Source organism: Arthrobacter sp. FW306-06-A (assembly GCF_021870055.1).
In the GTDB taxonomy this organism is placed as follows: Bacteria; Actinomycetota; Actinomycetes; order Actinomycetales; family Micrococcaceae; genus Arthrobacter.
On sequence record NZ_CP084552.1, the window covers coordinates 15,307 to 36,528 of the forward strand.

20 protein-coding genes and 1 tRNA gene are annotated in these 21,222 nt (G+C 65.2%); 9 read left to right on the plus strand and 12 right to left on the minus strand.

The window, feature by feature from the left end:
- The first annotated feature begins 76 nt into the window (after positions 1–76).
- The 3 genes from LFT49_RS00075 to LFT49_RS00085 all read left to right on the plus strand — a co-directional run bounded on the left by LFT49_RS00075 (position 77) and on the right by LFT49_RS00085 (position 2,514).
- On the plus strand, positions 77–622 hold the full coding sequence (locus tag LFT49_RS00075; RefSeq protein WP_236800397.1) for a peptidylprolyl isomerase: 546 nt from the start codon (positions 77–79) through the stop codon (positions 620–622).
- Positions 623–631: 9 nt separating this feature from the next.
- Positions 632–1,510 (plus strand): rhomboid family intramembrane serine protease, encoded by an 879-nt coding sequence (locus tag LFT49_RS00080; RefSeq protein ID WP_237429334.1) that lies wholly within the window; start codon positions 632–634, stop codon positions 1,508–1,510.
- A gap of 536 nt (positions 1,511–2,046) precedes the next feature.
- On the plus strand, positions 2,047–2,514 hold the full coding sequence (locus LFT49_RS00085; RefSeq protein ID WP_237429335.1) for a carboxymuconolactone decarboxylase family protein: 468 nt from the start codon (positions 2,047–2,049) through the stop codon (positions 2,512–2,514).
- Between the two features lie 266 nt (positions 2,515–2,780).
- Here the strand turns inward: LFT49_RS00085 and LFT49_RS00090 are convergent, their stop codons facing one another.
- Together LFT49_RS00090 and LFT49_RS00095 are read right to left on the minus strand one after the other, a co-directional pair.
- Positions 2,781–3,365, minus strand: a complete 585-nt coding sequence (locus tag LFT49_RS00090; RefSeq protein ID WP_442863658.1) for a DNA-3-methyladenine glycosylase I — start codon at positions 3,363–3,365, stop codon at positions 2,781–2,783.
- A 52-nt stretch (positions 3,366–3,417) separates the two neighbouring features.
- On the minus strand, positions 3,418–3,669 hold the full coding sequence (locus tag LFT49_RS00095; RefSeq protein ID WP_236800400.1) for a cell division protein CrgA: 252 nt from the start codon (positions 3,667–3,669) through the stop codon (positions 3,418–3,420).
- A 192-nt stretch (positions 3,670–3,861) separates the two neighbouring features.
- On the opposite strand from LFT49_RS00095, the gene LFT49_RS00100 reads away from it, so the two are divergent.
- Genes LFT49_RS00100 through LFT49_RS00110 form a run of 3 tightly spaced genes read left to right on the plus strand, consistent with a single transcriptional unit; the run spans position 3,862 to position 5,467 of the window.
- Complete coding sequence (locus LFT49_RS00100; protein ID WP_237429336.1) at positions 3,862–4,656, plus strand: class E sortase; 795 nt, start codon at positions 3,862–3,864, stop codon at positions 4,654–4,656.
- Between the two features lie 2 nt (positions 4,657–4,658).
- Positions 4,659–4,829 carry a hypothetical protein gene (locus LFT49_RS00105; protein ID WP_237429337.1) on the plus strand — a complete coding sequence of 57 codons (171 nt, stop codon included), beginning with the start codon at positions 4,659–4,661 and terminating at the stop codon, positions 4,827–4,829.
- Positions 4,826–5,467 (plus strand): aminodeoxychorismate/anthranilate synthase component II, encoded by a 642-nt coding sequence (locus LFT49_RS00110; RefSeq protein ID WP_236800403.1) that lies wholly within the window; start codon positions 4,826–4,828, stop codon positions 5,465–5,467. The genes LFT49_RS00105 and LFT49_RS00110 overlap by 4 nt, the downstream gene beginning before the upstream one ends.
- A 27-nt stretch (positions 5,468–5,494) precedes the next feature.
- Here the strand turns inward: LFT49_RS00110 and pknB are convergent, their stop codons facing one another.
- Genes pknB through LFT49_RS00145 form a run of 7 tightly spaced genes read right to left on the minus strand, consistent with a single transcriptional unit; the run spans position 5,495 to position 15,036 of the window.
- Complete coding sequence (pknB, locus tag LFT49_RS00115; protein WP_272912534.1) at positions 5,495–7,480, minus strand: Stk1 family PASTA domain-containing Ser/Thr kinase; 1,986 nt, start codon at positions 7,478–7,480, stop codon at positions 5,495–5,497.
- 16 nt (positions 7,481–7,496) lie between these two features.
- On the minus strand, positions 7,497–9,251 hold the full coding sequence (locus LFT49_RS00120; RefSeq protein WP_237429338.1) for a serine/threonine-protein kinase: 1,755 nt from the start codon (positions 9,249–9,251) through the stop codon (positions 7,497–7,499).
- Positions 9,248–10,708 carry a peptidoglycan D,D-transpeptidase FtsI family protein gene (locus LFT49_RS00125; protein ID WP_237429339.1) on the minus strand — a complete coding sequence of 487 codons (1,461 nt, stop codon included), beginning with the start codon at positions 10,706–10,708 and terminating at the stop codon, positions 9,248–9,250. Before LFT49_RS00125 ends, LFT49_RS00120 begins: the two co-directional genes overlap by 4 nt.
- On the minus strand, positions 10,705–12,102 hold the full coding sequence (locus LFT49_RS00130) for an FtsW/RodA/SpoVE family cell cycle protein (protein WP_237429340.1): 1,398 nt from the start codon (positions 12,100–12,102) through the stop codon (positions 10,705–10,707). Before LFT49_RS00130 ends, LFT49_RS00125 begins: the two co-directional genes overlap by 4 nt.
- Positions 12,099–13,814, minus strand: a complete 1,716-nt coding sequence (locus LFT49_RS00135; protein ID WP_237429341.1) for a PP2C family protein-serine/threonine phosphatase — start codon at positions 13,812–13,814, stop codon at positions 12,099–12,101. Before LFT49_RS00135 ends, LFT49_RS00130 begins: the two co-directional genes overlap by 4 nt.
- A gap of 2 nt (positions 13,815–13,816) precedes the next feature.
- Positions 13,817–14,299 carry an FHA domain-containing protein FhaB/FipA gene (locus tag LFT49_RS00140; RefSeq protein ID WP_236800407.1) on the minus strand — a complete coding sequence of 161 codons (483 nt, stop codon included), beginning with the start codon at positions 14,297–14,299 and terminating at the stop codon, positions 13,817–13,819.
- A complete protein-coding gene (locus tag LFT49_RS00145; protein ID WP_236800408.1) occupies positions 14,296–15,036 on the minus strand; it encodes an FhaA domain-containing protein in 741 nt (246 codons plus the stop codon). Before LFT49_RS00145 ends, LFT49_RS00140 begins: the two co-directional genes overlap by 4 nt.
- 395 nt (positions 15,037–15,431) lie before the next feature.
- On the opposite strand from LFT49_RS00145, the gene LFT49_RS00150 reads away from it, so the two are divergent.
- Positions 15,432–15,514 (plus strand) — tRNA-Leu (locus LFT49_RS00150).
- A 174-nt stretch (positions 15,515–15,688) separates the two neighbouring features.
- Here LFT49_RS00150 and LFT49_RS00155 read toward each other — a convergent pair.
- Together LFT49_RS00155 and LFT49_RS00160 are read right to left on the minus strand one after the other, a co-directional pair.
- Positions 15,689–16,393, minus strand: a complete 705-nt coding sequence (locus tag LFT49_RS00155; RefSeq protein WP_237429342.1) for a FadR/GntR family transcriptional regulator — start codon at positions 16,391–16,393, stop codon at positions 15,689–15,691.
- Positions 16,394–16,416: 23 nt separating this feature from the next.
- A complete protein-coding gene (locus LFT49_RS00160; protein ID WP_237429343.1) occupies positions 16,417–17,544 on the minus strand; it encodes an L-talarate/galactarate dehydratase in 1,128 nt (375 codons plus the stop codon).
- 149 nt (positions 17,545–17,693) lie between these two features.
- Here LFT49_RS00160 and rlmN point away from each other — a divergent pair, with 149 nt between their 5' ends.
- Positions 17,694–18,929: a 23S rRNA (adenine(2503)-C(2))-methyltransferase RlmN gene (gene rlmN, locus LFT49_RS00165; protein ID WP_237429344.1), complete on the plus strand. Its 1,236-nt coding sequence runs from the start codon at positions 17,694–17,696 to the stop codon at positions 18,927–18,929.
- A 3-nt stretch (positions 18,930–18,932) separates the two neighbouring features.
- Here the strand turns inward: rlmN and LFT49_RS00170 are convergent, their stop codons facing one another.
- Positions 18,933–19,655 (minus strand): TetR/AcrR family transcriptional regulator, encoded by a 723-nt coding sequence (locus LFT49_RS00170; protein WP_236800412.1) that lies wholly within the window; start codon positions 19,653–19,655, stop codon positions 18,933–18,935.
- Between the two features lie 135 nt (positions 19,656–19,790).
- Here LFT49_RS00170 and LFT49_RS00175 point away from each other — a divergent pair, with 135 nt between their 5' ends.
- Entirely contained in the window at positions 19,791–21,182 is a 1,392-nt protein-coding gene (locus tag LFT49_RS00175; protein ID WP_237430571.1) for a flavin monoamine oxidase family protein, read from the plus strand.
- The last annotated feature ends 40 nt before the right edge of the window (positions 21,183–21,222 follow it).

The following is a 21,222-nucleotide window of genomic DNA, read 5'->3' on the forward strand; positions in this document are numbered from 1 at the left end:
TTAGGGGGATTTCACCCAGCGCGGAACTGACTGCGCAGCCGTGGCCGGCCCGAACCGGCATGGAAGAATGGGGCCTATGACTGCCATCGCAACTGCAAAAGCAACCATCCACACCAGCCTCGGCGACATCGTGGTTAACCTCTTCGGCAACCACGCGCCCAAGACGGTCAAGAACTTCGTGGGCCTTGCCACCGGCGAGCAGGCCTGGACCCACCCTGAGACCGGCGAGGACAAGACCGGCACCCCGCTGTACAACGGAACCATCTTCCACCGCATCATCAAGGACTTCATGATCCAGGCGGGCGACCCGCTGGGCCGTGGAACCGGCGGGCCCGGCTACCGCTTCGACGACGAAATCCACCCGGAACTGAACTTCAACCAGCCCTACAAGCTCGCAATGGCCAACGCCGGCATCCAGATGGGCAAGGGCACCAACGGTTCACAGTTCTTCATCACCACCATTCCCACGGACTGGCTCCAGGGCAAGCACACCATCTTTGGTGAGGTGGCTGACGAAGAATCCAGGAAGGTCGTCGACGCCATCGAGGGCGTGCGCACCGGCATGGGCGACCGCCCGGTGGAAGACGTGACCATCAACAGCATCGACATCGAACAGCTGTAACGCTCCACCATGAGTTACGGAATTCCGTCGGCTGAGCCGTCCGCCCAGGTTCCGGTCTGCCCCCGGCACCCGGACCGGCCGTCCTACGTGCGCTGCCAGCGCTGCGGGCGCCCGGCATGCCCCGACTGCCAGCGGGCGGCCGCCGTCGGATTCCAATGCGTTGACTGCGTCAACGAAACACAACGGGCGACGCCGGAGGTGCGGACCGTCTATGGCGGTGCCGTTGCCACTGGCAAGCCGTTGGTGACGTTCGGCATCATCGCAGCGTGCGTTGTTGTCTACGCACTGCAGATGCTCATTCCCGGCGACTGGGTGTACAAGCAGTTCGCCTACAACAACATCTTTGCGGCCCCGCAGTACGGCGCCTTCGAACCCTGGCGGATGATCACGTCAGCTTTCCTCCACTCGCCGAACTCGCTGCTGCACATCCTCCTGAACATGTACACGCTTTGGATCTTCGGGCAGGCCCTGGAACCGATCCTGGGCCGCGTTAGGTTCCTGGCGCTGTACCTTATCTCCGCGCTCGGCGGCTCTGTGGGCTACCTGCTAATGAACCCCCTGCTGGTGCCCGGGCAGGGACTGATGGGGCTGGTGGGCGCCTCCGGCGCCATCTTCGGCCTTTTCGGTGCCATGCTCCTGGTCCAGCGGCAGCGCGGCGGAGATACCCGCCAGTTGTGGGTCCTGATCGCCATCAACGGCGTCATCGGTTTCCTGATCCCCCACATCGCCTGGCAAGCCCACCTGGGGGGCCTGGTCACCGGCGCTCTGTGTGCCGCCGTCCTTGCCTACGCTCCGCGCGGGCGGCGACGGGGCCTCATCCAGGCATTGGGCCTCGCAGCCGTGTTTGCGCTGCTTATCGCCGTGAGTTGGGTGCGCGTGTCTCTCTAGCCCCCTCGAGCCTGCAGTACTCAGCGACTCCGGACCGGAAGGTGCGGAGTCGCTTTCTTTTTCCACAGCCCTTATCCACAGTGTTAATAACTTACAAAGGTGTAGTTCATGCACCAACCCCAGCGTTGACGGCTTGTACTGGCCAGCCTGCCTCGTGGGTCGGCCGTTTCTCCACACCTGTGGATAACCTGTGGGGATATCGCTGTGTGTAAGTGGATAAGCGGGGGATTCTGGACGCTGCTGTGGAAAAACGGGCCATTTCCAGCCCCAAAGCCCCCACGGCTGATCCCGGCGTAGAGTTATCGACAGCGATATACACAGTGTTAATAAGTCACAGAGTTGTAGTTCCCGAGCCGGATCAACCCGTGGGAGTAGGGCCAAAAGCCCTTCGCGGTGGGGATTTCCACTCTGTTTCCCACAGCTGTGGATAACTTGTGGGTATTGCGATGTTGGTAAGTGGATAACAGGCAGCCGGGCAGGGTTCCCATCCTGCCTATGATGGTTGCCTGCCAGCCGTTACCGCGAGAAGGACACCCGTGAGCGTCAACGAGCATCTGTACCTGGACAAACAGCATCCAGCCCTGTGGAAGGCCATCAGCGGATTGGGCCTCAAGGTGCAGGAAACGGCGGAAGAGGCCGGAATAGGGCGGGGCCTGCTGGAACTGCTCAACGTCCGCATTTCACAAATCAACGGTTGCGCCTACTGCCTGAACCTGCACGTGCGGAGGGCAGGAGAGGCGGGAGAGACCTCCCAGCGGCTGGCGGTCCTGCCGGCATGGCGTGAGACTGCATTGTTTACGGACAAGGAGCGGGCGGCACTGGGGCTCGTGGAAAGCATTACGCAGCTCCCGGACGACCGTGCCAGGGAGCACGCAGAGGCAGTCGCGCGGCAATGCCTTACAGCTGAAGAATTTTCCGCCGTGAGTTGGGTTGCCGTGACAATGAATGCCTTTAATCGGGTCTCCATCACCAGCCATCATCCCGTCAGGCGGGAGCGTCCTTAGCCACCGGCGTTACTGTGCATGAAGCCGATCCCAGCCCGGCCAACGCTTTATCCACAGGTATTCCACACTGTTAATAACAGCAGGTTGAGGGGCGGGATGACGCCGGACCCCTGCTGCCCACCGCCGCGCCTGGTTTCCCCGGCCATGCAAGCACTGCTTTTCCACAGTGTGGATAACTTTCCCAACAGCTGGGGATAACTGGATAGCCGGACCAGGACGCACTACGGACAGACAGGCAGTTGCAGGAGGCGGGGCGGGAAAGGGCGCTACTCAGGCCAGATGCCCGAGGAACCCCGGCGATGGCTGCCCAGGAGATGGGTGTCTACAATCCCCACGGCCTCCATCAGCGCATACATGGTGGTAGGTCCCACGAAGGAGAAGCCACGCTTTCGGAGCGCTTTGGATAAGGCAAGGGATTCTGCCGACTGGGTGGGGATGTCGGTGATTGCCTGCGGCCTGGGCGTGCTGGCAGGGCGGAAGCTCCATACGAAGTCCACCAATCCGCCGTCGTTCCTTAGCTCCAGGGTGGCCTGGGCATTCCTGACGGCGGCGAGGATCTTAAGCCTGTTCCTGATGATCCCCGGATCCTGCATCAGCCGCTCCACGTCAGCGACGCTGAACAAGGCGACTTGCTCGGGATCGAACCCGGCGAAGGCGGCACGGAATGCAGGGCGCTTTCGCAGGATGGTTGCCCAGGAAAGCCCTGCCTGGAAGCCCTCGAGGCAGATCCGTTCGTACAGGCCCTGCTCGTCCGTGACGGGCAGTCCCCATTCCTGGTCGTAGTAATTCCGCATGAGCGGATCGGTTGCAGCCCAGGCGGGCCGGGCGAGGCCATCCTCGCCAACGATCACCCCCGCGGACCCGGCAGCCAGTGCAGTCCTCCCTGATTCAGGCTGCGTGCCGCTAGGAACGCCAGCGGGTGGTCATCAAAAACCCGACGATGGCAATGCCGAAACCCGCCACGATGTTCCAGGACTGCCAGGCCTGGACCGGAAACCGGCCCTCACTGATGTAGAAGGTGATAATCCACAGGAGGCCGATAATCATCAGGCCGAACATGACAGGCTTGAACCAGACGGGATTGGGCTTGTAAGCCTGTGGGGAAGCCGGCTGGGCGGTGCTGGCGGTCTTCTTGCGAGGCTTTGACTCGGGCACTGGCTCTCCTTGACGGGCTGGGCAAGCTCGGCGGCCCGGGCTTGGTATCCTGCAAGAAGGAAATTGCCAGCGGTCTGCGCGATCTTGGTCAAATCTGGATTCTTACTAGCAGCCAATTCTAGCCGCAGTTGCTGGGCCGCCCGTGCGGGCGTGGCCGGGGCACTGCCAGGGTAAACGCCCGGAGGGGAACGCGTGGTTTTGCAGGAGAAGGCGGGGCCCGCCACTGCGACCGCCCCCCGTCGTGCCCTGCTGCGCGGCACTATCCAGGTGCTTGGCGAGCTGCTGATCACCGCAGGCGTCATCCTCCTCCTCTTTGTGGCATGGCAGCTGTGGTGGACCAACGTGGAGTCTGACGCCAAACAAAGCCAGGTCATCAAGGAATTCGCCAAGGACCTGGGCACCGCCACACCTGCCCCGGCAACCAGCGCGCCTGCTGCCCAACCCGCTGCCCCCGAAGACTTCGGCAAGCCTGTGGTGGGAACTGCTCCCGCCCACGCCGGCACCATCGGCATCGTATACATCCCGCGGTTCGGCCCTACCTACACGCGCCCCATCGTCGAGGGAACCAGCCAGGACGTCCTGGACACCCTTGGCCTGGGGCACTACAGCAACACGGCGATGCCCGGGGCGGTGGGCAACTTTGCCGTCGCCGGCCATCGCCAGACCCATGGGGCCGTGCTGGACAACATCCACACGCTGGTGCCGGGCGACAAGATCTACGTCCAGACCAAGGACGGCTACTACGTCTATGTCTTCCGGAACAACCAGATCGTGATGCCCTCCCGCACGGATGTGCTGGAACCGGTACCCACCCAGCCCGGCGCCGCACCCACCGAAAGCTACCTCACCATGACCAGCTGCAACCCCCGCTTCGGCGCGGAAGAACGCATCATTGCCTACGCCCTGCTGGACAGTTGGCGCCCCGCCTCGGCCGGGCCGCCGGCAGAAATCGCGGCGCAGGTTGCGGCAGCCACCGGAAGGAGCTGACCGTGTACGCCTGGATTTTCCGTCACCTCCCGGGACCGCTCTGGGTCAGGATCATCATGTCGCTGGCATTGGTCTTCATTGCCCTGGTCCTGACGGTCCAGTTCCTTTTCCCCTGGATGTCCCATTTCACCCAATTCACCGACTCAACGATTGGTTCTGCAGACCAGCCATGACTACAACCAAGATCCTTGTAGTGGATAACTACGACAGCTTTGTCTACACCCTGGTGGGCTACCTCCAGGAACTCGGCGCCGAGACCACGGTGGTCCGCAACGACGACGTCACGTTGGCGGAGGCGATCGAACTTGCCGGCACCCGTGACGGCGTTCTCATTTCGCCCGGTCCGGGGAACCCGGCGGAGGCTGGAGTCAGCATTGAACTGATCAAGTGGTGCGGTGAAAACAGCGTCCCCATGTTTGGCGTGTGCCTGGGCCACCAGGCGCTGGCAGAGGCCTTCGGCGGCAAGGTAACGCACGCTCCCGAGCTCATGCACGGCAAAACGTCCCAGGTGGAACACATTGGCACCAGCGTTTTCGCCGGGCTCCCCTCCCCCATCACGGCCACCCGCTACCACTCGCTGGCCGCCGTCAAGGAATCGATTCCAGACGTCCTGGAAGTCACGGCGCAAACCGCATCAGGCGTGGTCATGGGGCTCCAGCACCGGACGGCACCGCTGTGCGGGGTGCAGTTCCACCCGGAGTCGGTGCTCACCGAGGGCGGGTACCAGATGCTCGGCAACTGGCTGGAATCACTGGGCATGAAGGGTGCGGCTGCCCGGGCCGCGAAGCTCAGCCCGCTGATCCAGCACTAGACGGAACTGTCCCCGGCCAGCGAAACGTCAGCCTTTTTTGGTCGGCTTCGGGGTGGGTGTGGCCGTAGGCGTGGGGGTTTCCGTTGGTGGTGGCGGTGGTGGCGGTGCCTTCGCCACCACGATGGTAATGGTCTTTCCCTGGTCCACGGCAGTGTTGGCTGGATCGCTTTGGTCCGTGACCTTGCCCGGCTCTACCTGCGAGTTCTCCATTTCGATCACCGAGGGCACCAGGCCCAGCTGCTTCAGGGCGGCTTCGGCTTCGTCCCGGGTAAGGGCGCGAAGTTCCGGGACAACCACCTTGCCGGTGGAAACGATGAGTTCCACGCTGGTGCCGACGGCAACACTCTGCCCTGGCGCCGGGTTGGAGGTGATGACGATTCCGGCCGGAACGGTGGCGCTGTTGGCGGTTGTGGTGGACGGGGCGCCGACAAGGCCCGCCTGGCGCAGGATGTCCCGTGCAGCGGCCTCTGTCTTGCCCGGGAGGCTGTCCGGGATCTTCACCGAGCTCGGCCCGTCGGAGATGTTGAGGATGATCTCGGCGCCCGGGTCGAGTGCACCGCCGGCGGCAGGATCGGTCCCGACGGCTGTCCCCTTAAGCACCGTGTCGTTCGCCGCGCGCGCGATCCTGGGCCGAAGCCCGGCGTTGTACAGCGCCTGCAGCGCGGCAGTTTCCGACAAGGATGCCACCGACGGGATCTGCACTTTGGCGGGAGCGGGCGCCGGACGGTTGACGGTTTGGTACAGCCAGAGGCCGCCCCCGGCGAGGACCAGCAGGGTGAAAATCACCAGGGTGGCAATCCACGCACGACGGCGGGACTTCTGCCGTGCGGTCCGCTCACGTTCCGGAGGGAGGCCTAACGGCAAGGCGGCAGCTGGACTGTACCCGCCGCCGTCGTACCCATTAGTCCGGTGCTCATCCGCAAGTTCCAGCGGAACCGCCGGCCCGCCGTCGTCATGGAATAGGTTGGTGGCGGCCAGCCGCCCCGTGGGCGCGTTATCAAGGAAACCCACCGCCCCTCCGGCAGCGAATGCCTCCGTGGGAGGCGCTGCTTCGGGAACGTGGTCGTTGGGGTCGGTGGGCGCCTCGGACGCCGGCACGGCCGGGACTGCGACCCCGGCCCTGGCAGCCCGCAGGGCGCGCCGGAAAGCGGCGGCGTCCTGGAACCTGTCAGCCCGGTTCTTCTGCAGGGCCTTGGCCAGGACCGTGTCCAGCGCCGGTGACACCTGCGGGTTGAGGCTGCTGGCAGGCTCGGCGATTTCACGGACGTGCTGGTAGGCAACGGACACGGGGCTATCGCCGACGAACGGCGGCCGCGAGGTAAGCATTTCGTAGAGCAGGCAGGCGGCCGAGTAGAGGTCGCTGCGCGCATCCACGGTTTCACCGCGGGCCTGCTCCGGCGACAGGTACTGGGCCGTTCCCACCACCGCCTGGGTCTGGGTCATCGTGGCCGAGGAGTCGGCGATGGCCCGGGCAATGCCGAAGTCCATCACCTTCACGGAGTTTGTGCCGGGGCAGTACATCACGTTGGCAGGCTTGATGTCCCGGTGCACGATCCCGGCCTTGTGGCTGTATTCGAGGGCCCCAAGGACGCCCAGGGTGTAGTCGATGGCCTGGTCGATGGTGACGTCGTTGGCGCGGATCAAATCACGCAGCGTCTTGCCCTCAACGTATTCCATGACGATGTAGGGCACCCGCACGTCCTCGGCCGAGCCGTCATGCACGGTGTGCTCGCCGGTATCGAAGATGGCAACGATGGACGGGTGGTTCAGGGCGGCCACTGCCTGGGCCTCGCGCTTGAACCGGGCCTGGAACTGCGGGTCCCTGGCCATGTCCGGCCTGAGCAGCTTAACGGCAACAGTCCTGCCCAGCCGCGTGTCCATCCCCCTGTAGACATCCGCCATGCCGCCGCGGCCAATGAGGTTCCCCAGCTCGTAGCGGCCGCTCAGGACACGCCGGTTATCCACCGGGAGGCTGTCCTCCCGGTGCAACGGTGCGCGTGGTGACTCATTCACTGGCGTTTCCTGACGTTTACGGCGTGCAGGTAGGGGGCGTCCCGGGCGCTTGGCCCACCGCGCAGGTTGCAAGCGGCGAGATGGGCGTGGGCCCGGCCTGGGAGGACGTTGTGGGCGCCGGGGTCGGCACCACCGTGGTGGGCGTGGGAGTCGGCGCCGGAGCCGGAGCCGTTGCGTAGACGACGGTAATGGCTGATCCCTTGGGAATAACCCCCGTGGGGTTCAGTTCCAGGACCGTGCCGGGGGCCGCGGAACTGCTTTCCTGCGGCAGCACCGTCACCTGCAGTCCAAGTCCGGCGAGGGCAGCCTGCACCTGCCGGTACGGCTTGCCCAGGTAAGCCTCAGGAATGACGTTGACCGTTGCCTGGGTGGGTTCCGGGGTAGGTGTGGGCGTCGGCGTGCTGCGTGTCTGCGTGGGCGTCGCCGACTGCGTGGTCCGTGTTGGCGTCGCGGACGACGGCGGCGCGCTGCTGGCGGTGGCGCTGGCGCTGGGGCTGCCGGACGGCGAGAAGAGTCCCACCTGGTTCAGGAGGAAACCCACCAACGCAAACAGGAGCAGCAGGATCAAGGCGACCAGAGGCCATGTCCAGGGACTGCGTCCCTTGCGCCGGGGCTCGTCGGTGCGGTCGTCGTCGTACGTTTCCCCGCCGTACGTGTCCTCGTCCTGCTGGTCCCAGTTGCGCTGGGCAGCCAGCGCATTGGCGCGGGCAAGCGGACCCTGAGGCGCGTCGCCCTCAGTGGCTGATGCGCCATGGGCCCCTGCAGCCATTGCGGCGGCGGCGCCGGCCGCACCTGCACCGAGCACGGGCAGGGCAGAGGTGGCGGTGGGGGAATCCCGCTGGGTGCCAATGACGCCGGTGGGGGCGGTGGTGGTGTCGACGGGCGCGGTGATGGGGCCGGTGTCCGCGTCGAAGAGGAGCATTCCGGGCACGGCGGCGCGGGCTGCGCTGATATCGCCGTTGCGGATGGCTTCCGCTGCCTCGGCCAGCTTGATGGCATTGGCAGGCCGGTCCTTGGGATCCTTGGCCAGCATCGACATCAGGAGCGCCCGGACCGGGGCAGGCAGGCTGTCCGGAAGCGGCGGCGGAGCGTCGTTCACCTGGGCCAGCGCAATGGCGATCTGCGATTCACCGGAGAAGGGACGGTGGCCGCTGAGGCACTCATAGCCGATGACGCCGAGGGAGTAGATGTCCGAGGATCCGGTGGCGGTCTGGCCGGTTGCCTGTTCGGGTGCCAGGTACTGCGCCGTCCCCATGACCTGCCCGGTCTGGGTGAGCGGCACCTGGTCGGCGAGCCGGGCGATGCCGAAGTCGGTGACCTTGACCCGTCCGTCGGGCGTAATCAGGAGGTTTCCGGGCTTGACGTCACGGTGGACCAGGCCCTGGGCATGCGCCACGGCCAAAGCGCGGGCGGTCTGCGCAATGATCGAGAGCGTACGGTCCGGCGACAGCACCTGCTCGTGCTCGATGATGCTGCTCAGCGGCTGGCCCGGGACCAGTTCCATGACCAGGTAGGCGGAGCCTTCCTCTTCGCCGTAGTCGAAGACGTTGGCGATGCCCACGTGGTTCAGGAGCGCGGTGTGGCGGGCCTCGGCACGGAAACGCTGGAGAAACCCGGGGTCCCCCGTGTATTCCTCCTTGAGCACCTTAATGGCGACGATGCGGCCCAGGACCAGGTCCTTGGCTTTCCAGACTTCGCCCATGCCGCCAATGGCGATCCGCGTGGTCAGCTGGAATCTGCCGCCGAGGGTGATTCCCGTTGTAGGCCTCACTTATTCAACACCGCCTCAAAAATCTTCTTCGCGTTGGGACTGGTCAGCTTTGCTCCCGCGTAAATGTCTACGCCTTCCATGACGATCGTGACGCTGACCTTCGGGTTGTCAGCGGGGGCGAACCCGGTGAACCACGAATTGTTGGTTCCGTTTCCGAGTTCGGCCGTGCCGGTCTTGCCCGCCACCTGTACGCCGGGAACGGCGGCACCTTTGGCGATACCGTCCGTAACGACGCTGGTCATCCAGTCCGTGATCTGCTTGGAGATTTCCGGGGTGGTGGACGTCCTGAGCTGTGCCGGCTGGGGCTCATCAATGACGCGCAGGTCCGGGGACCGCAGGGTTTTGACCAGGCTCGGCGCCATCTGGACACCGCCGTTTGCGATGGCGTTTGTCATCATGTTCACCTGCAGCGGCGTGACCCGCACATCCTTCTGGCCGATGGCGGACTGGGCCAATCCGGGTGCGTCCAGGTTTTCAGGGAACCCATTACCTGTTGCATGGCCCAGCTTCAGTAGGTCCCCCACGTCCTCGCCAAACCCGAACTTCTTGGCTTGGGCGGCGATGGCGTCCCGGCCAAGGTCCAGCGCGATGCTGGCGAACGGCGTGTTGCAGGACTGCTGCAGTGCGAAGGCGAAGCTGGCGGTGTCCCTGGTGTAGCAGTTGCCGCCGGCGTAGTTGGGCAGTTTGTACTGGATGCCGTCGAAAGGCATCTCCGCGGGGTTGGGCAGGACGCTGTCCTTGTTGTATTTCCCTGAGGCCAGGGCGGCCGCCGTATCCACGAGCTTGAAGACCGACCCCGGGGCGAGGAGCTCACCGGTGGGACCGCTGACATTTTGGTTCAGGTTGATGCCCGGGATCTTGACCAGCTCATTGATGTTGGCGCTTTCGGCCTTTGGATCCTGGGTGGCCACCAAATTCGGGTTGTAGGACGGCTTGGAAGCCATGGCCAGGATGGCACCGGTCTTGGGATTGGTGACCACGATCGAGCCGCGCTGGCCGTCCGGGATCAGGTTGTAGGCCAGCTGCTGGATCTGGGGATCGATGGTGAGTTCGACGGAGGCACCCTTGGGCTGGTTGCCCAGGAAGAGCTGGCCCACCCGGTCCAGGAAGAGCTGGTCCGAGTTGCCTGCCAACTCGGCACCCATGGACTGCTCCAGTCCGGTGGCCCCGTAGTTCTGGGAGAAGTAGCCCGTCAGGCCGGCATACAGCTCCGGCTGCGGGTAGGTGCGCTGGAATTTGCACGTCTCAGAGTTGCTCTCCACCGATTCCGCCACCGGGGTGCCGCCCACGATGATGGAGCCGCGGTCATTGCAGTAGGTCTGGAGGATGGCGCGCTTGTTCCAGGGGTTGTCCTTCAGTGCGTCCGCACCAATCACCTGGACATAGCTGATGGCACCGAAGATGAGGGCGAACATGGCGATGGCCGCTACCCATGAGTGCCGTATTGCCTGGTTCATGCGTGCTTCACCGCCTCGGTTGGGGTATCAATGCCTATGGATTCCGCCCCCGCTGACGGCGGCAGGGGAGTGGTGTCCATCGGGCCCCGTGCCGTATGCGAGATCATCAGGAGCAGTCCCACGATGATCCAGTTGGCCAGCAGCGATGAGCCACCGGCGGCCAGGAACGGAGTGGTCAGGCCGGTCAGCGGGATGAGCCTGGTGACGCCGCCGATCACCACGAAGCACTGGAGCGCCACGGCGAAGGACAGGCCGCAGGCCAGCAGTTTTCCGAAGGCATCGCGTGTGCCAAGGGCGGCGCGGAAACCGCGGGTGAACAGGAGCAGGTACATCAGGACTACGGCGAAGAGGCCGATCAGGCCAAGTTCCTCGCCCAGGGAGGCGATGATCATGTCGCTGTTGGCAAAGGGAACCAGGTCCGGACGGCCCTGCCCCAGGCCCGTTCCCACCAGGCCGCCATTGGCCATGCCGAACATCCCCTCGACGATCTGGAAGCTGCCGCCGTACTGGCGGCCGTAGACCTCGTCGGTGAAGGCATTCAGCCAGCCGTCGATGCGCAGGCCCACGTGCGAGAAGACCTGTGAAGCGATGAAGCCGCCGCCCAGGAGGAGGGCCAGGCCGATGACAACCCAGCTGATCCGGCTGGTAGCTACATAGATCATGACGATGAAGAGGCCGAAGAACAGGACGGAGGACCCGAGGTCGCTCTGGAAGACCAGCACGCCGATGCTCACCAGCCATGCGGCCACCATGGGCCCGAGGTCCTTGAAGCGCGGGAACTGCAGCGGCCCGATCTTCCGGCCCGCCAGCAGGATCAGGTCACGGTTGGAGGACAAATACCCTGCGAAGAAAATGGCGAGGGTGATCTTGGCGATTTCACCGGGCTGGAACGTCATGGGGCCCAAACGGATCCACACCCGTGCACCAAGGATCTCCCCGGCACTGATCCCGGGGATCAGGGGAAGGACCAGGAGGACCGCACTGGCTGCAAGCGAGATGAACGTGAACCTGCGGAGTACCCGATGGTCTTTCAGGAACCAGATGACGGCGATGGCCACCGCCATGGCAATCAGCGTCCACCGGAGCTGGTTGTTTCCCGTGTCCCCGCCTGGCGGATCCAGCCGGTGGATCATAGCCAGCCCCAGGCCGTTCAGTGCAACCACCAGGGGAAGTATTACCGGATCAGCATATTTTGCGCGGAACCGCAGGACACCGTGGAACACCAGGGCGGCGACTGCCAGCAGACTGGACTGGAACCAGAAGTCGGAGTCGAAGGCCTTCTCCTGGTCCACGCCCACCAGCATGTTGGCCCCAATTCCTACGGCAAGGGCCAGCAGCAGCAACGCGAGTTCGACGTTGCGGCGAGGCTTGGGCATGCTGCTTACCTGGCTCATTTGGCCGCCTCGCAAGTAATGGTGGGAGTAGGTGATGGGGAAGCTGCCGACGGTGCCGGGGCAGGGGCGGACGCGCCCGGTGCGGGCGGCGGAGCCGCTGCACTCGCGGGTGGGGCGCTGGAAGGCGGTGCGGGGCTGCCGGACGGGGCAGGGGCAGTGGCGGAGCCCGAAGGCTTGGGGCACGCCTCCTCCGGAGAAGTGGTCCCCGTGAGCTCCAGGTTCTTGACGATCCGCTGCGCGTCGTAAAGGTCGTTGGCCGGAACCGTCTGCCGCACGCGCTGCTGCGAGAACGGCGGGAGGGAGTCCATCCGGATATCGGTTACGGCTTCAAGGGATGACAACTGGATGGGACCCAGCCTCTGGGAGACACCGTTGTAGATCGCCACCCGGGAATCGAACTCACCCACGTAGTAGCGGGTCTGGGTCCAGGCGTAGCCCAGCCAAAGCCCAACGGCCACCACAACCAGCACTGCAGCTGCAACGGACCATGCCAACCAGCGGCGTGGCCGAAGCGGCACCAGGTTTTCCCCAGGGTCGGCGGCGGGTTCTGCCTTGTGGGTAAGGAGCGTGGCAGCCCGCCGGGCGACGGTTCGTCCGGCAACAGTGGGGATGGATCCCGATTCCGCTGCGGCGGCGGCCGCACCCACCAGCTCGTGCGGGCGCGAGGCAAGCTCTTCGCGCAGCACTTCGGCAGACAGGTGTTCACCGAGATGCGGGTCGGTGCTGCCGGGCTCCGTGGCGTCGGCGTTCGTATTGTCGGAGGCCTCGTCATCGGCGGCGCCATCCTTGGCACCGTTTTCGGCGGGTTCCTTGCCCTCGGCGGGACCCGCAGGGGCGGTGGCTGCAGCTTCGGAGGCGGGTGCGCCAGCCGCCAAAGCCGCGGCCGGCTTGCTGCCTTGCACCGGCGGGACGATGTCGACGGCGGCGGTGCTGACGTCGTCGGGCGTTTCCTCCACGATGTCCACCATGACCACGGTGACGTTGTCCGGGGAGCCGGCCTCAAGGGTCAGTTCAACCAGGGTTTCGGCGCACTCGTGCAGGTTGTGGGTTTCCCGGACCGTCCGCTCGACGGCGTGCGCGGCCACATAGTTCAGCCCGTCGGAGCACAGCAGCCATCGGTCGCCGGGCTTGGCGTCCAGGGTGTCCAGGTCCAGTTCCGGACTGGCATCCACATCGCCCAGGACGCGCATCAGGACGTTCTTGTGTGGGTGTGTTTCGGCTTCCTCCGGGCGGAGCCGGCCTTCATCGATGAGGCGCTGGACAAAGGTGTGGTCCACACTGATCTGCTTGAACTCACCATCCCGCAGCCTGTACGCGCGGGAATCGCCGATATGCGCGAAATGGAGTTTGTTGTCAGCGAGCAGGAGCGCGGTGACCGTGGTGCCCATGCCCGCGAGCTTGGGGTTGATGTGCACGAGCTCGGAGAGCAGCGAATTCGCAGTCTGGATCTCATCGGCAAGGACGGTGCCGGCGTCGTCCCCATATTCCGGACTATCCAAGTGGATCATGTCCAGGACGGTCGCCGCCGAGGCGACGTCACCGCCGGCGTGCCCACCCATGCCGTCCGCGACGACGGCAAGGTGGCGGCCGGCGTAAGCGGAATCGTCGTTCTTGGACCGGATCCGGCCCACGTCGGACCGCGCCGCGAAGCGCATGATGAGGGGCCGCTGCGCCGGGCTGGAGCCGGTTGCGGGGTTTTCAGGCACGGCCACGGTTACGGCCTCAATTCAATGACCGTCTTGCCGATTCTCACGGGTACCCCTGGCTCAACCGGCAGGGCACGGGTAAGTTGCTGGTCTCCCAGGTAGGTGCCGTTGGTGGAGCCCAGATCCTCGATGAACCAGCGGCTGCCCTGCGGAAAGAGCCGGGCGTGGCGGCCGGAGGCGTAGTCGTCCTCCAAAACGAGGGTGGCTTCCTGTGCGCGTCCCAGCAGGATGGGGCTGGCGGCCAGCGGCAGGGTGCGGCCCTTGAGTGGGCCTTCGACGACCACCAGCTGACGCGCCTGCTGCTTCACAGGCTGGGGCTGTGCCTCGGCGAGTTCCGGATTCCGCCGGACCTGCCGGGCGGTGGGCGCGCCGGCCGCGGCCTTGCGTCCCACCATGAGGTCGCGCCGCATGGCGGAGACGATGCTGAAAATGAGTACCCAGAGGAGCAGCAGGAACCCGAACCGCAGCGCGGTGATGGTCAGGTCGCTCATGCGTGGCCACCCGGGTTGGCAGGAAGCAGGCGGAAAATGATCTTTGTCCGTCCCATCGTGATGGTGGAGCCGTCTGTGAGTTCGGTGCTTCCGGAGACCTTTTGGCCGTTCACATAGCTGCCGTTGGTGGATCCGAGGTCCACGGCACTGGTAACGCCGTTGGCCGTGCGGATTTCCAGGTGGCGCCGGGAAACTCCCGTATCTTCAATGTGGATGTCCGCTTCGGATGACCGTCCCAGGACGATGGACGGGGCGTTAAGCGAATAGCGCTGGCCGTCGATGTCCAGGACCGGCTGGAGCCTGACGGGCTGCCGGCTTGGTGCGGCGGGAACGTTGGGCCTTGGCTGGGCGGCGCCCGCGCCTTGGGATTTTTCAGTGGTTGAAGCAATTTCGAAGGCACCGGCACGGAGCTCGCTGTCCCGGCGGAAGGAGATCCGCACGGGCCCCTGGAGTATGTAGCCCTGGCCGCGGACATGGTTGATCACCACATCGCAGAGTTCTTCGGCCAGCGGGGTGCCCCATTCCTGTGCCCGCGCGAAGTCGTCGTCGCTGAGCTGCACGTCGAACACGTTGGGCACCAGCGTGCGTCCGGCCGCCACTGTAAGGGCTTTGTGGTCCACTTCGCGGCGGAGCCTGCTGGCGATTTCCACCGGTTCCACCTGCGCCTTGGAACCGGTGGAGAAGACGCCGCGGACGGCCTTTTCGATGCCACGTTCCACCTTGTCCAGCAGACCCATGGTTCTTCTCCTTTCCCCCCGGCTCCGGGGCATTAGTTGCTGCTGACCAGCACCTGCAGGGCAGTCCGCTGCCGTACGGTTCGCCCGCCGGCAGTGCCCACTCCTACATCCGATACTACTTGCCACCCCTGTGAATGACCTTAATCCGCAACGGCCGGGCGCCCGCGAAAGTTCGGTTTCCGGGCCGCAGCAACCCGCCGTCGTGCTGTCTTCCTGCGGCTTCCGGCACCGGCATGCGGCCCGATTCGCAGCGGTTTTGCGCCGTGCGCGTGCGGGAGGTGAGGGGCGGGTGGAGGCCAATTGGTAATTTCCGGCAAGTGTCCGTTATGCTTGATCTCGCTGCTTTTACGAGACGCGGAAACGGGAAACCGGTCCGGTTGAGTGGAAGAAGTTGCGCGCGAGTGGCGGAACGGCAGACGCGCTGGCTTCAGGTGCCAGTGTCCGAAAGGGCGTGGGGGTTCAAATCCCCCCTCGCGCACGCAATTGGAAGAGCCCCGGTCTTTGGACCGGGGCTCTTTTGCGTTCCTGCCGTGAAACCCAAGTTCCGGGGATTGCACCAACGTCCGGATTTCACACCCCCGCGTTCGCTGGTGATACGTCCGGTGGCGGGTGCTTGGGCACCTGGCCGCAATGGACGACGGCGGGGCGGGGCCTAGGTGGACGGGCGCGCCGAAGCCTTGAACCGGCGTCGTGAATTTGCCACGTGGGTTCGCATGGCGGCCGCAGCGGCAGCCTCGTCACCATCGGCAATGGCATCCCGGATGGACCTGTGCTCCAACACGACTTGGTCGAAATGGTCGCGGGCGTAATGCTCGGCGTCCGTCATCAAGCGGGTGCGCGGCATAGCGATCATGGTCTGCCCGAGGGCCGACAGGCAATCGGAGAAATAGGGGTTGCCGGAGGCTGCGGCAACCGCACGGTGGAATTCGAAGTCAGCCTTCATGGCATGCGCCGGGTGCCCGGAACTTTCCGTAAAGGTGTCCAGGGCAGTGCTCACGGCCCTTAAATGCCGCTCGGTGCGGTTCCGGGCTGCCAGTGCTGCGGCTTCGGTCTCCACTCCCATGCGGAAGGCCAGCAGGTGCAGCCTGTCCTCCGTGCTGGCCACCGGACGGATCCCCACACCCTCCGAGGGCCTGTCCGCCGGGGGAGTGAGGGCGAAACTGCCGCGTCCGCGCTCGGTTTCGACCAGTCCTTCGGCCTGCAGCCGGGTAAGGGCGGCGCGGACCACTGTCCGGCTGACACCGAACTCGCTGATCAGCGTGTTCTCGCTGGGCAGCTTTTCCCCCGGCTGGATGACGCCGTCGACGATGCGGTTGCGAAGGTCGGCGGCTAGGTCCGCGGTGAGGTTCCGGGTCATGGCTAAAGATTACGGCTTCGGGGTTATGCGCCGAACTCGACGCTCTCGGTGGTCCAGGCTCGGGCCTGGTCACTCAGGGTGATGCCAAGGCCGGGGCGGTCCGGAACCATCATCCGGCCGCCCTTGGTTTCCAGGCGCTCGTTGAAGAGCGGGTCCAGCCAGTCGAAGTGCTCCACCCACGGTTCGCTCGGGTAGGCAGCGGCCAGATGGAGGTGGATTTCCATGGCAAAGTGCGGGGCCAGGCCCAGTCCGCGTTCGTCGGCCAGGGCGGCGAGGCGGAGGAACTGGGTGATGCCGCCGACGCGCGGGGCATCGGGCTGGATGATGTCGCAGCCGCTGGCGGCGATGAGTCCCTTATGTTCAGCCACGGAGGCGAGCATCTCGCCGGTGGCGATGGGGGTGTCCAGGACCTGTGCCAGGTGGGCATGGCCTTCGAAGTCGTAGGCGTCCAGGGGTTCCTCGATCCACACCAGGTCGAATTCCTCGAGGCGTCGGCCCATGCGCAGGGCGGTGGCGCGGTCCCATTGCTGGTTGGCGTCCACCATGAGCGGGACGTCGGGGCCGATGTGGTCGCGGATCCCGGAGACGCGGCGCAGGTCTTCTTTGCTGTCCGGCAGGCCAACCTTGATCTTGATGCCGCCGATACCCTCCTCGATGGATTGGGTGGCGCGTGCCTTAACTTCGTCAAGGCTGGCGTTCAGGAAGCCCCCGGAGGTGTTGTAGGTCCGCACCGAGTCGCGGTAGGAGCCGAGGAACTTTGCCAGCGGCAGCCCGGCGCGTTTGGCCTTCAGGTCATACAAAGCGATGTCGACGGCGGCGAGGGCCTGGGTGGCGACGCCGGAGCGCCCCACGGAAGCCCCGGCCCACAGGAGTTTGGTGTAGATCCGGGCGATGTCGTTGGGGTCCTCGCCGAGGAGGCCTTCGGCGACTTCCTTGGCATGCGCATATTGGGCGGGACCGCCGGCACGCTTGGAATAGCTGAAGCCGATGCCGGAGTGCCCCAGTTCGGTGCTGATCTCCGCGAACAGGAAGACGACCTCGCTCATGGGCTTTTGCCGGCCGGTGAAAACCTTGGCGTCGCTGATGGGGACAGCGAGGGGTAGGCGGGCGGTGGATAGCCTGACGTGCCGGATCATGTCGACGGGACTCATTGATTCTCCTGGAAGACGGGCGGGCTCCTTCGCCCACTTCCCTAGGATATAAGTATCAAACTTGTATTACAAGTAGCTCCGTGCGAATCCAACTCACGTGTCTCTTGGCGATTCCCGTCCTATTTTGCCCTCGTGGGATGATAGAGGGGATGACTTCCCCCAATCCTTCCCCTGAAACTCCTGTCCGCGCCTCCAAGGCAGCCGCCGGCACTGCCCGGCCGCAGGTCCGCCCCACTGCCGAGGGCTGGGAGCAGGCGCGTACTGTCGAAGGCCGGCCGCTGCTCCAATTCGCGTCCCCCCGCGTGAAGCAGCCGCCGGCGCACCTGGCGGACCTGAGCCTGGCCGAGCGCGGTGAGAAGCTGAAGGAGCTTGGCTTGCCGGCCTTCCGGGCGAAACAGCTCTCCACGCACTACTTCCAGCACTGGACGGTGGACCCGGAGCGGATGAGCGACCTGCCCAAGGCGGGCCGCGAGGAGCTTGTCTCCCAGATGTTCCCACCGCTGCTCACCGAGGTCCGCCGGCAACGCACCGACAAGGGGGACACCATCAAATTCCTCTGGCGGCTGTTCGACGGTGCCCTGGTGGAGTCCGTCCTGATGCGCTACCCCGGCCGCATCACCCTCTGCGTCTCCTCGCAGGCAGGCTGCGGCATGAACTGCCCCTTCTGCGCCACCGGCCAGGCCGGATTGACCCGCAACATGTCCACGGCGGAGATTGTTGACCAGGCGGTTGCTGCCAACCGGGCCATCGCGGCCGGTGAGCTGGGTCCGAAGGAGCACGACGACGAGCGGGTCACCAACATCGTGTTTATGGGCATGGGGGAGCCCCTGGCCAACTACAAGCGGGTCATGGCCGCCCTGCACCGCTTCGTGGATCCCGCGCCGGAGGGCCTGGGGATGTCCGCCCGGAACATCACCGTTTCCACTGTCGGCCTGGTTCCGGCCATCCGGAAGCTGGCGGAAGAGGACCTTCCCGTCACGTTCGCGCTGTCATTGCACGCCCCCGACGACGAGCTCCGTGATGAACTGATTCCGGTCAACAACCGCTGGAAGGTGGACGAGGCGCTCGATGCCGCCTACGACTACTACCGCAAGACGGGCCGCCGGGTCAGCATCGAGTACGCGCTGATCAAGGACATGAATGACCATCCGTGGCGTGCGGACCTGCTGGGCAAGAAGCTCAACCAGCGCGGACGCGGCTGGGTGCACGTCAACCCGATTCCGCTCAATCCAACTCCAGGCTCCATCTGGACCGCCTCGGACAAGCCGGTGGAGCAGGAATTCATCGAGCGGCTCCGCGCCACGGGCGTGCCCTGCACCCTCCGGGACACCCGCGGCAAGGAAATCGACGGCGCCTGCGGCCAGCTGGCCGCCGCCGAGGACTAGGCGCTAGCCCTTCCGCAGCGCTCCCAATCCGGCGATCAGGGCATCCAGCCCAAGCTGGAAGGCAGTGTCTGCCGGGCGGCCGCGTTCCTGGCCGCCCTGGCCGGCAGATGCATCCTGGCCGGCAGAGGAACTGCGCACTGCTGCAGTGAAATACGGAGTGGACTCAGCCATGCTGCCGGAGTCGAAGATGTCCTCCGGGGCGGTGACGTCGTACGCGGATCCGAAAATAAAGGACTCCAGCGCCACGATGGCCGGCACAATGCGCTCCTCTGGAAATCCGGCGTCGGAAAATCCCTTACTCACGGTCTCGTACATCGCCAGGGTCTGCGGTGCGTCGGTGACCGGCAGGACGGCGATGACGGGGATCAGCGGAGTGTGCTCGGCAAATACGTCGCGGTAGCTCCGGGCCCAAGTGCGGACCGCGTCCTCCCAGCTGCGGCCGTCAAAACCGGAGACGTCCACGAGGGACATCAGGTGGTCCTCCACCAGGAGCAGCACATCCTGCTTTGATGCCACGTGGTTGTAGAGGGCAGACGGTGCCACGTCGAGTTCCTTGGCCAGGGCTGCCATGGTCAACCCGTCGTAGCCCTTGCGGCTGACCAGCTCAAGCGCCGCCGCCGTGATTCCGGACTTGTCCAGCACTGCCGCGGACGGGCGACCGGCCCGCCTTCGCTGCGCGCCGCCGTTGTTGGTGGAGCGTGCCTGTGCGGCTGATACTGCCGGCATTCCTGCCCTTTCGTCGGTGTCCCCTGCATTATTCCATCCGATACTTCCGCTCAAAGCGGGCAGCAGCTATAGTTCTAATAAATGAATGACATTCATTTAGTGGTCCCCGTCACCAGGGGCCGCAGAGAGGACATCATGCTGAACCTGAACCGCGACGTCGTGGTCGTTGGAGCCGGGCCGTCCGGACTCACCGCCGCCCGTGAACTGAAGAAATCCGGCCTGACCGTAGCTGTGCTCGAGGCCCGCGACCGTGTGGGCGGCCGGACCTGGACCGACACTGTGGATGGCGCCATGCTCGAAATCGGCGGCCAATGGGTCTCCCCGGACCAGACTGCCCTCCTGGAACTCCTGGCAGAACTGAATCTGGAAACCTATCCGCGGTACCGGGACGGAGAGTCCATTTACATTGGAGCGGACGGCAGCCCCGTGCGCTACACCGGTGACACCTTCCCGGTGGACCCGGACACCGCCGTCGAAATGGACCGCCTGGTGACCCTCCTTGACGGGCTGGCGGCCGAGATCGGCCCCACCGAACCCTGGGCCCACCCGAAGGCGCGCGAGCTGGACACCATTTCCTTCCATCACTGGCTGAGGCAGAACTCCGCCAATGAGGAAGCCTGCAATAACATCGGACTCTTCATCGCCGGCGGCATGCTCACCAAGCCGGCCCACGCCTTCTCAGCCCTTCAGGCGGTACTGATGGCCGCCTCCGCCGGCTCCTTCACCCACCTCACGGATGAGGACTTCATCCTGGACCGCCGGGTGGTGGGCGGGATGCAGCAGGTGTCGCTGCTGCAGGCGCAGGAGCTGGGTGACGATGTCGTCCTTGACTCTCCGGTGCGGACCATCAACTGGGAGCAGGACGCGGACGGCGGACATCGCGTGACCGTTGTATCCGACCGCGCCACCGTGAACGCCCGATTCGTCATCATGGCCGTACCGCCCAACCTCTACTCCCGCGTCTCCTTTAATCCGCCGCTGCCGCGCCGACAGCACCAGATGCACCAGCACCAGTCCCTGGGCCTGGTCATCAAGGTCCACGCCGTCTACAGCACCCCCTTCTGGCGGGACAAGGGGCTCTCCGGCACCGGCTTCGGGGCCGATGCCCTGGTGCAGGAGGTCTACGACAACACGAACCACGCCGATCCGCGCGGAACCCTGGTGGGCTTCGTTTCGGATGAGAAGGCAGACGCCATGTTCGAGCTGCCCCCCGAAGAGCGCCGGAAGGCCATCCTGGAATCCATCGCCGGCTACCTGGGCGACGAGGCCCTCACCCCGGAGGTGTACTACGAGTCGGATTGGGGCTCGGAGGAATGGACCCGCGGCGCCTATGCCTCCAGCTATGACCTGGGCGGCCTCCACCGCTACGGCAAGGACCAGCACGCCCCTGTGGGCCCCATTTACTGGTCCTCCTCCGACCTTGCTGCTGAAGGCTACCAGCACGTGGACGGCGCCATCCGCATGGGCCGCATCACTGCTGCCCGGATCGCCGAAGTGGCAAAGGTGCCGGTGGCTGCCGGCTGGTAAATAAGCATGCTTACTAATAGGCTGGCGACGGGGAGCGTCC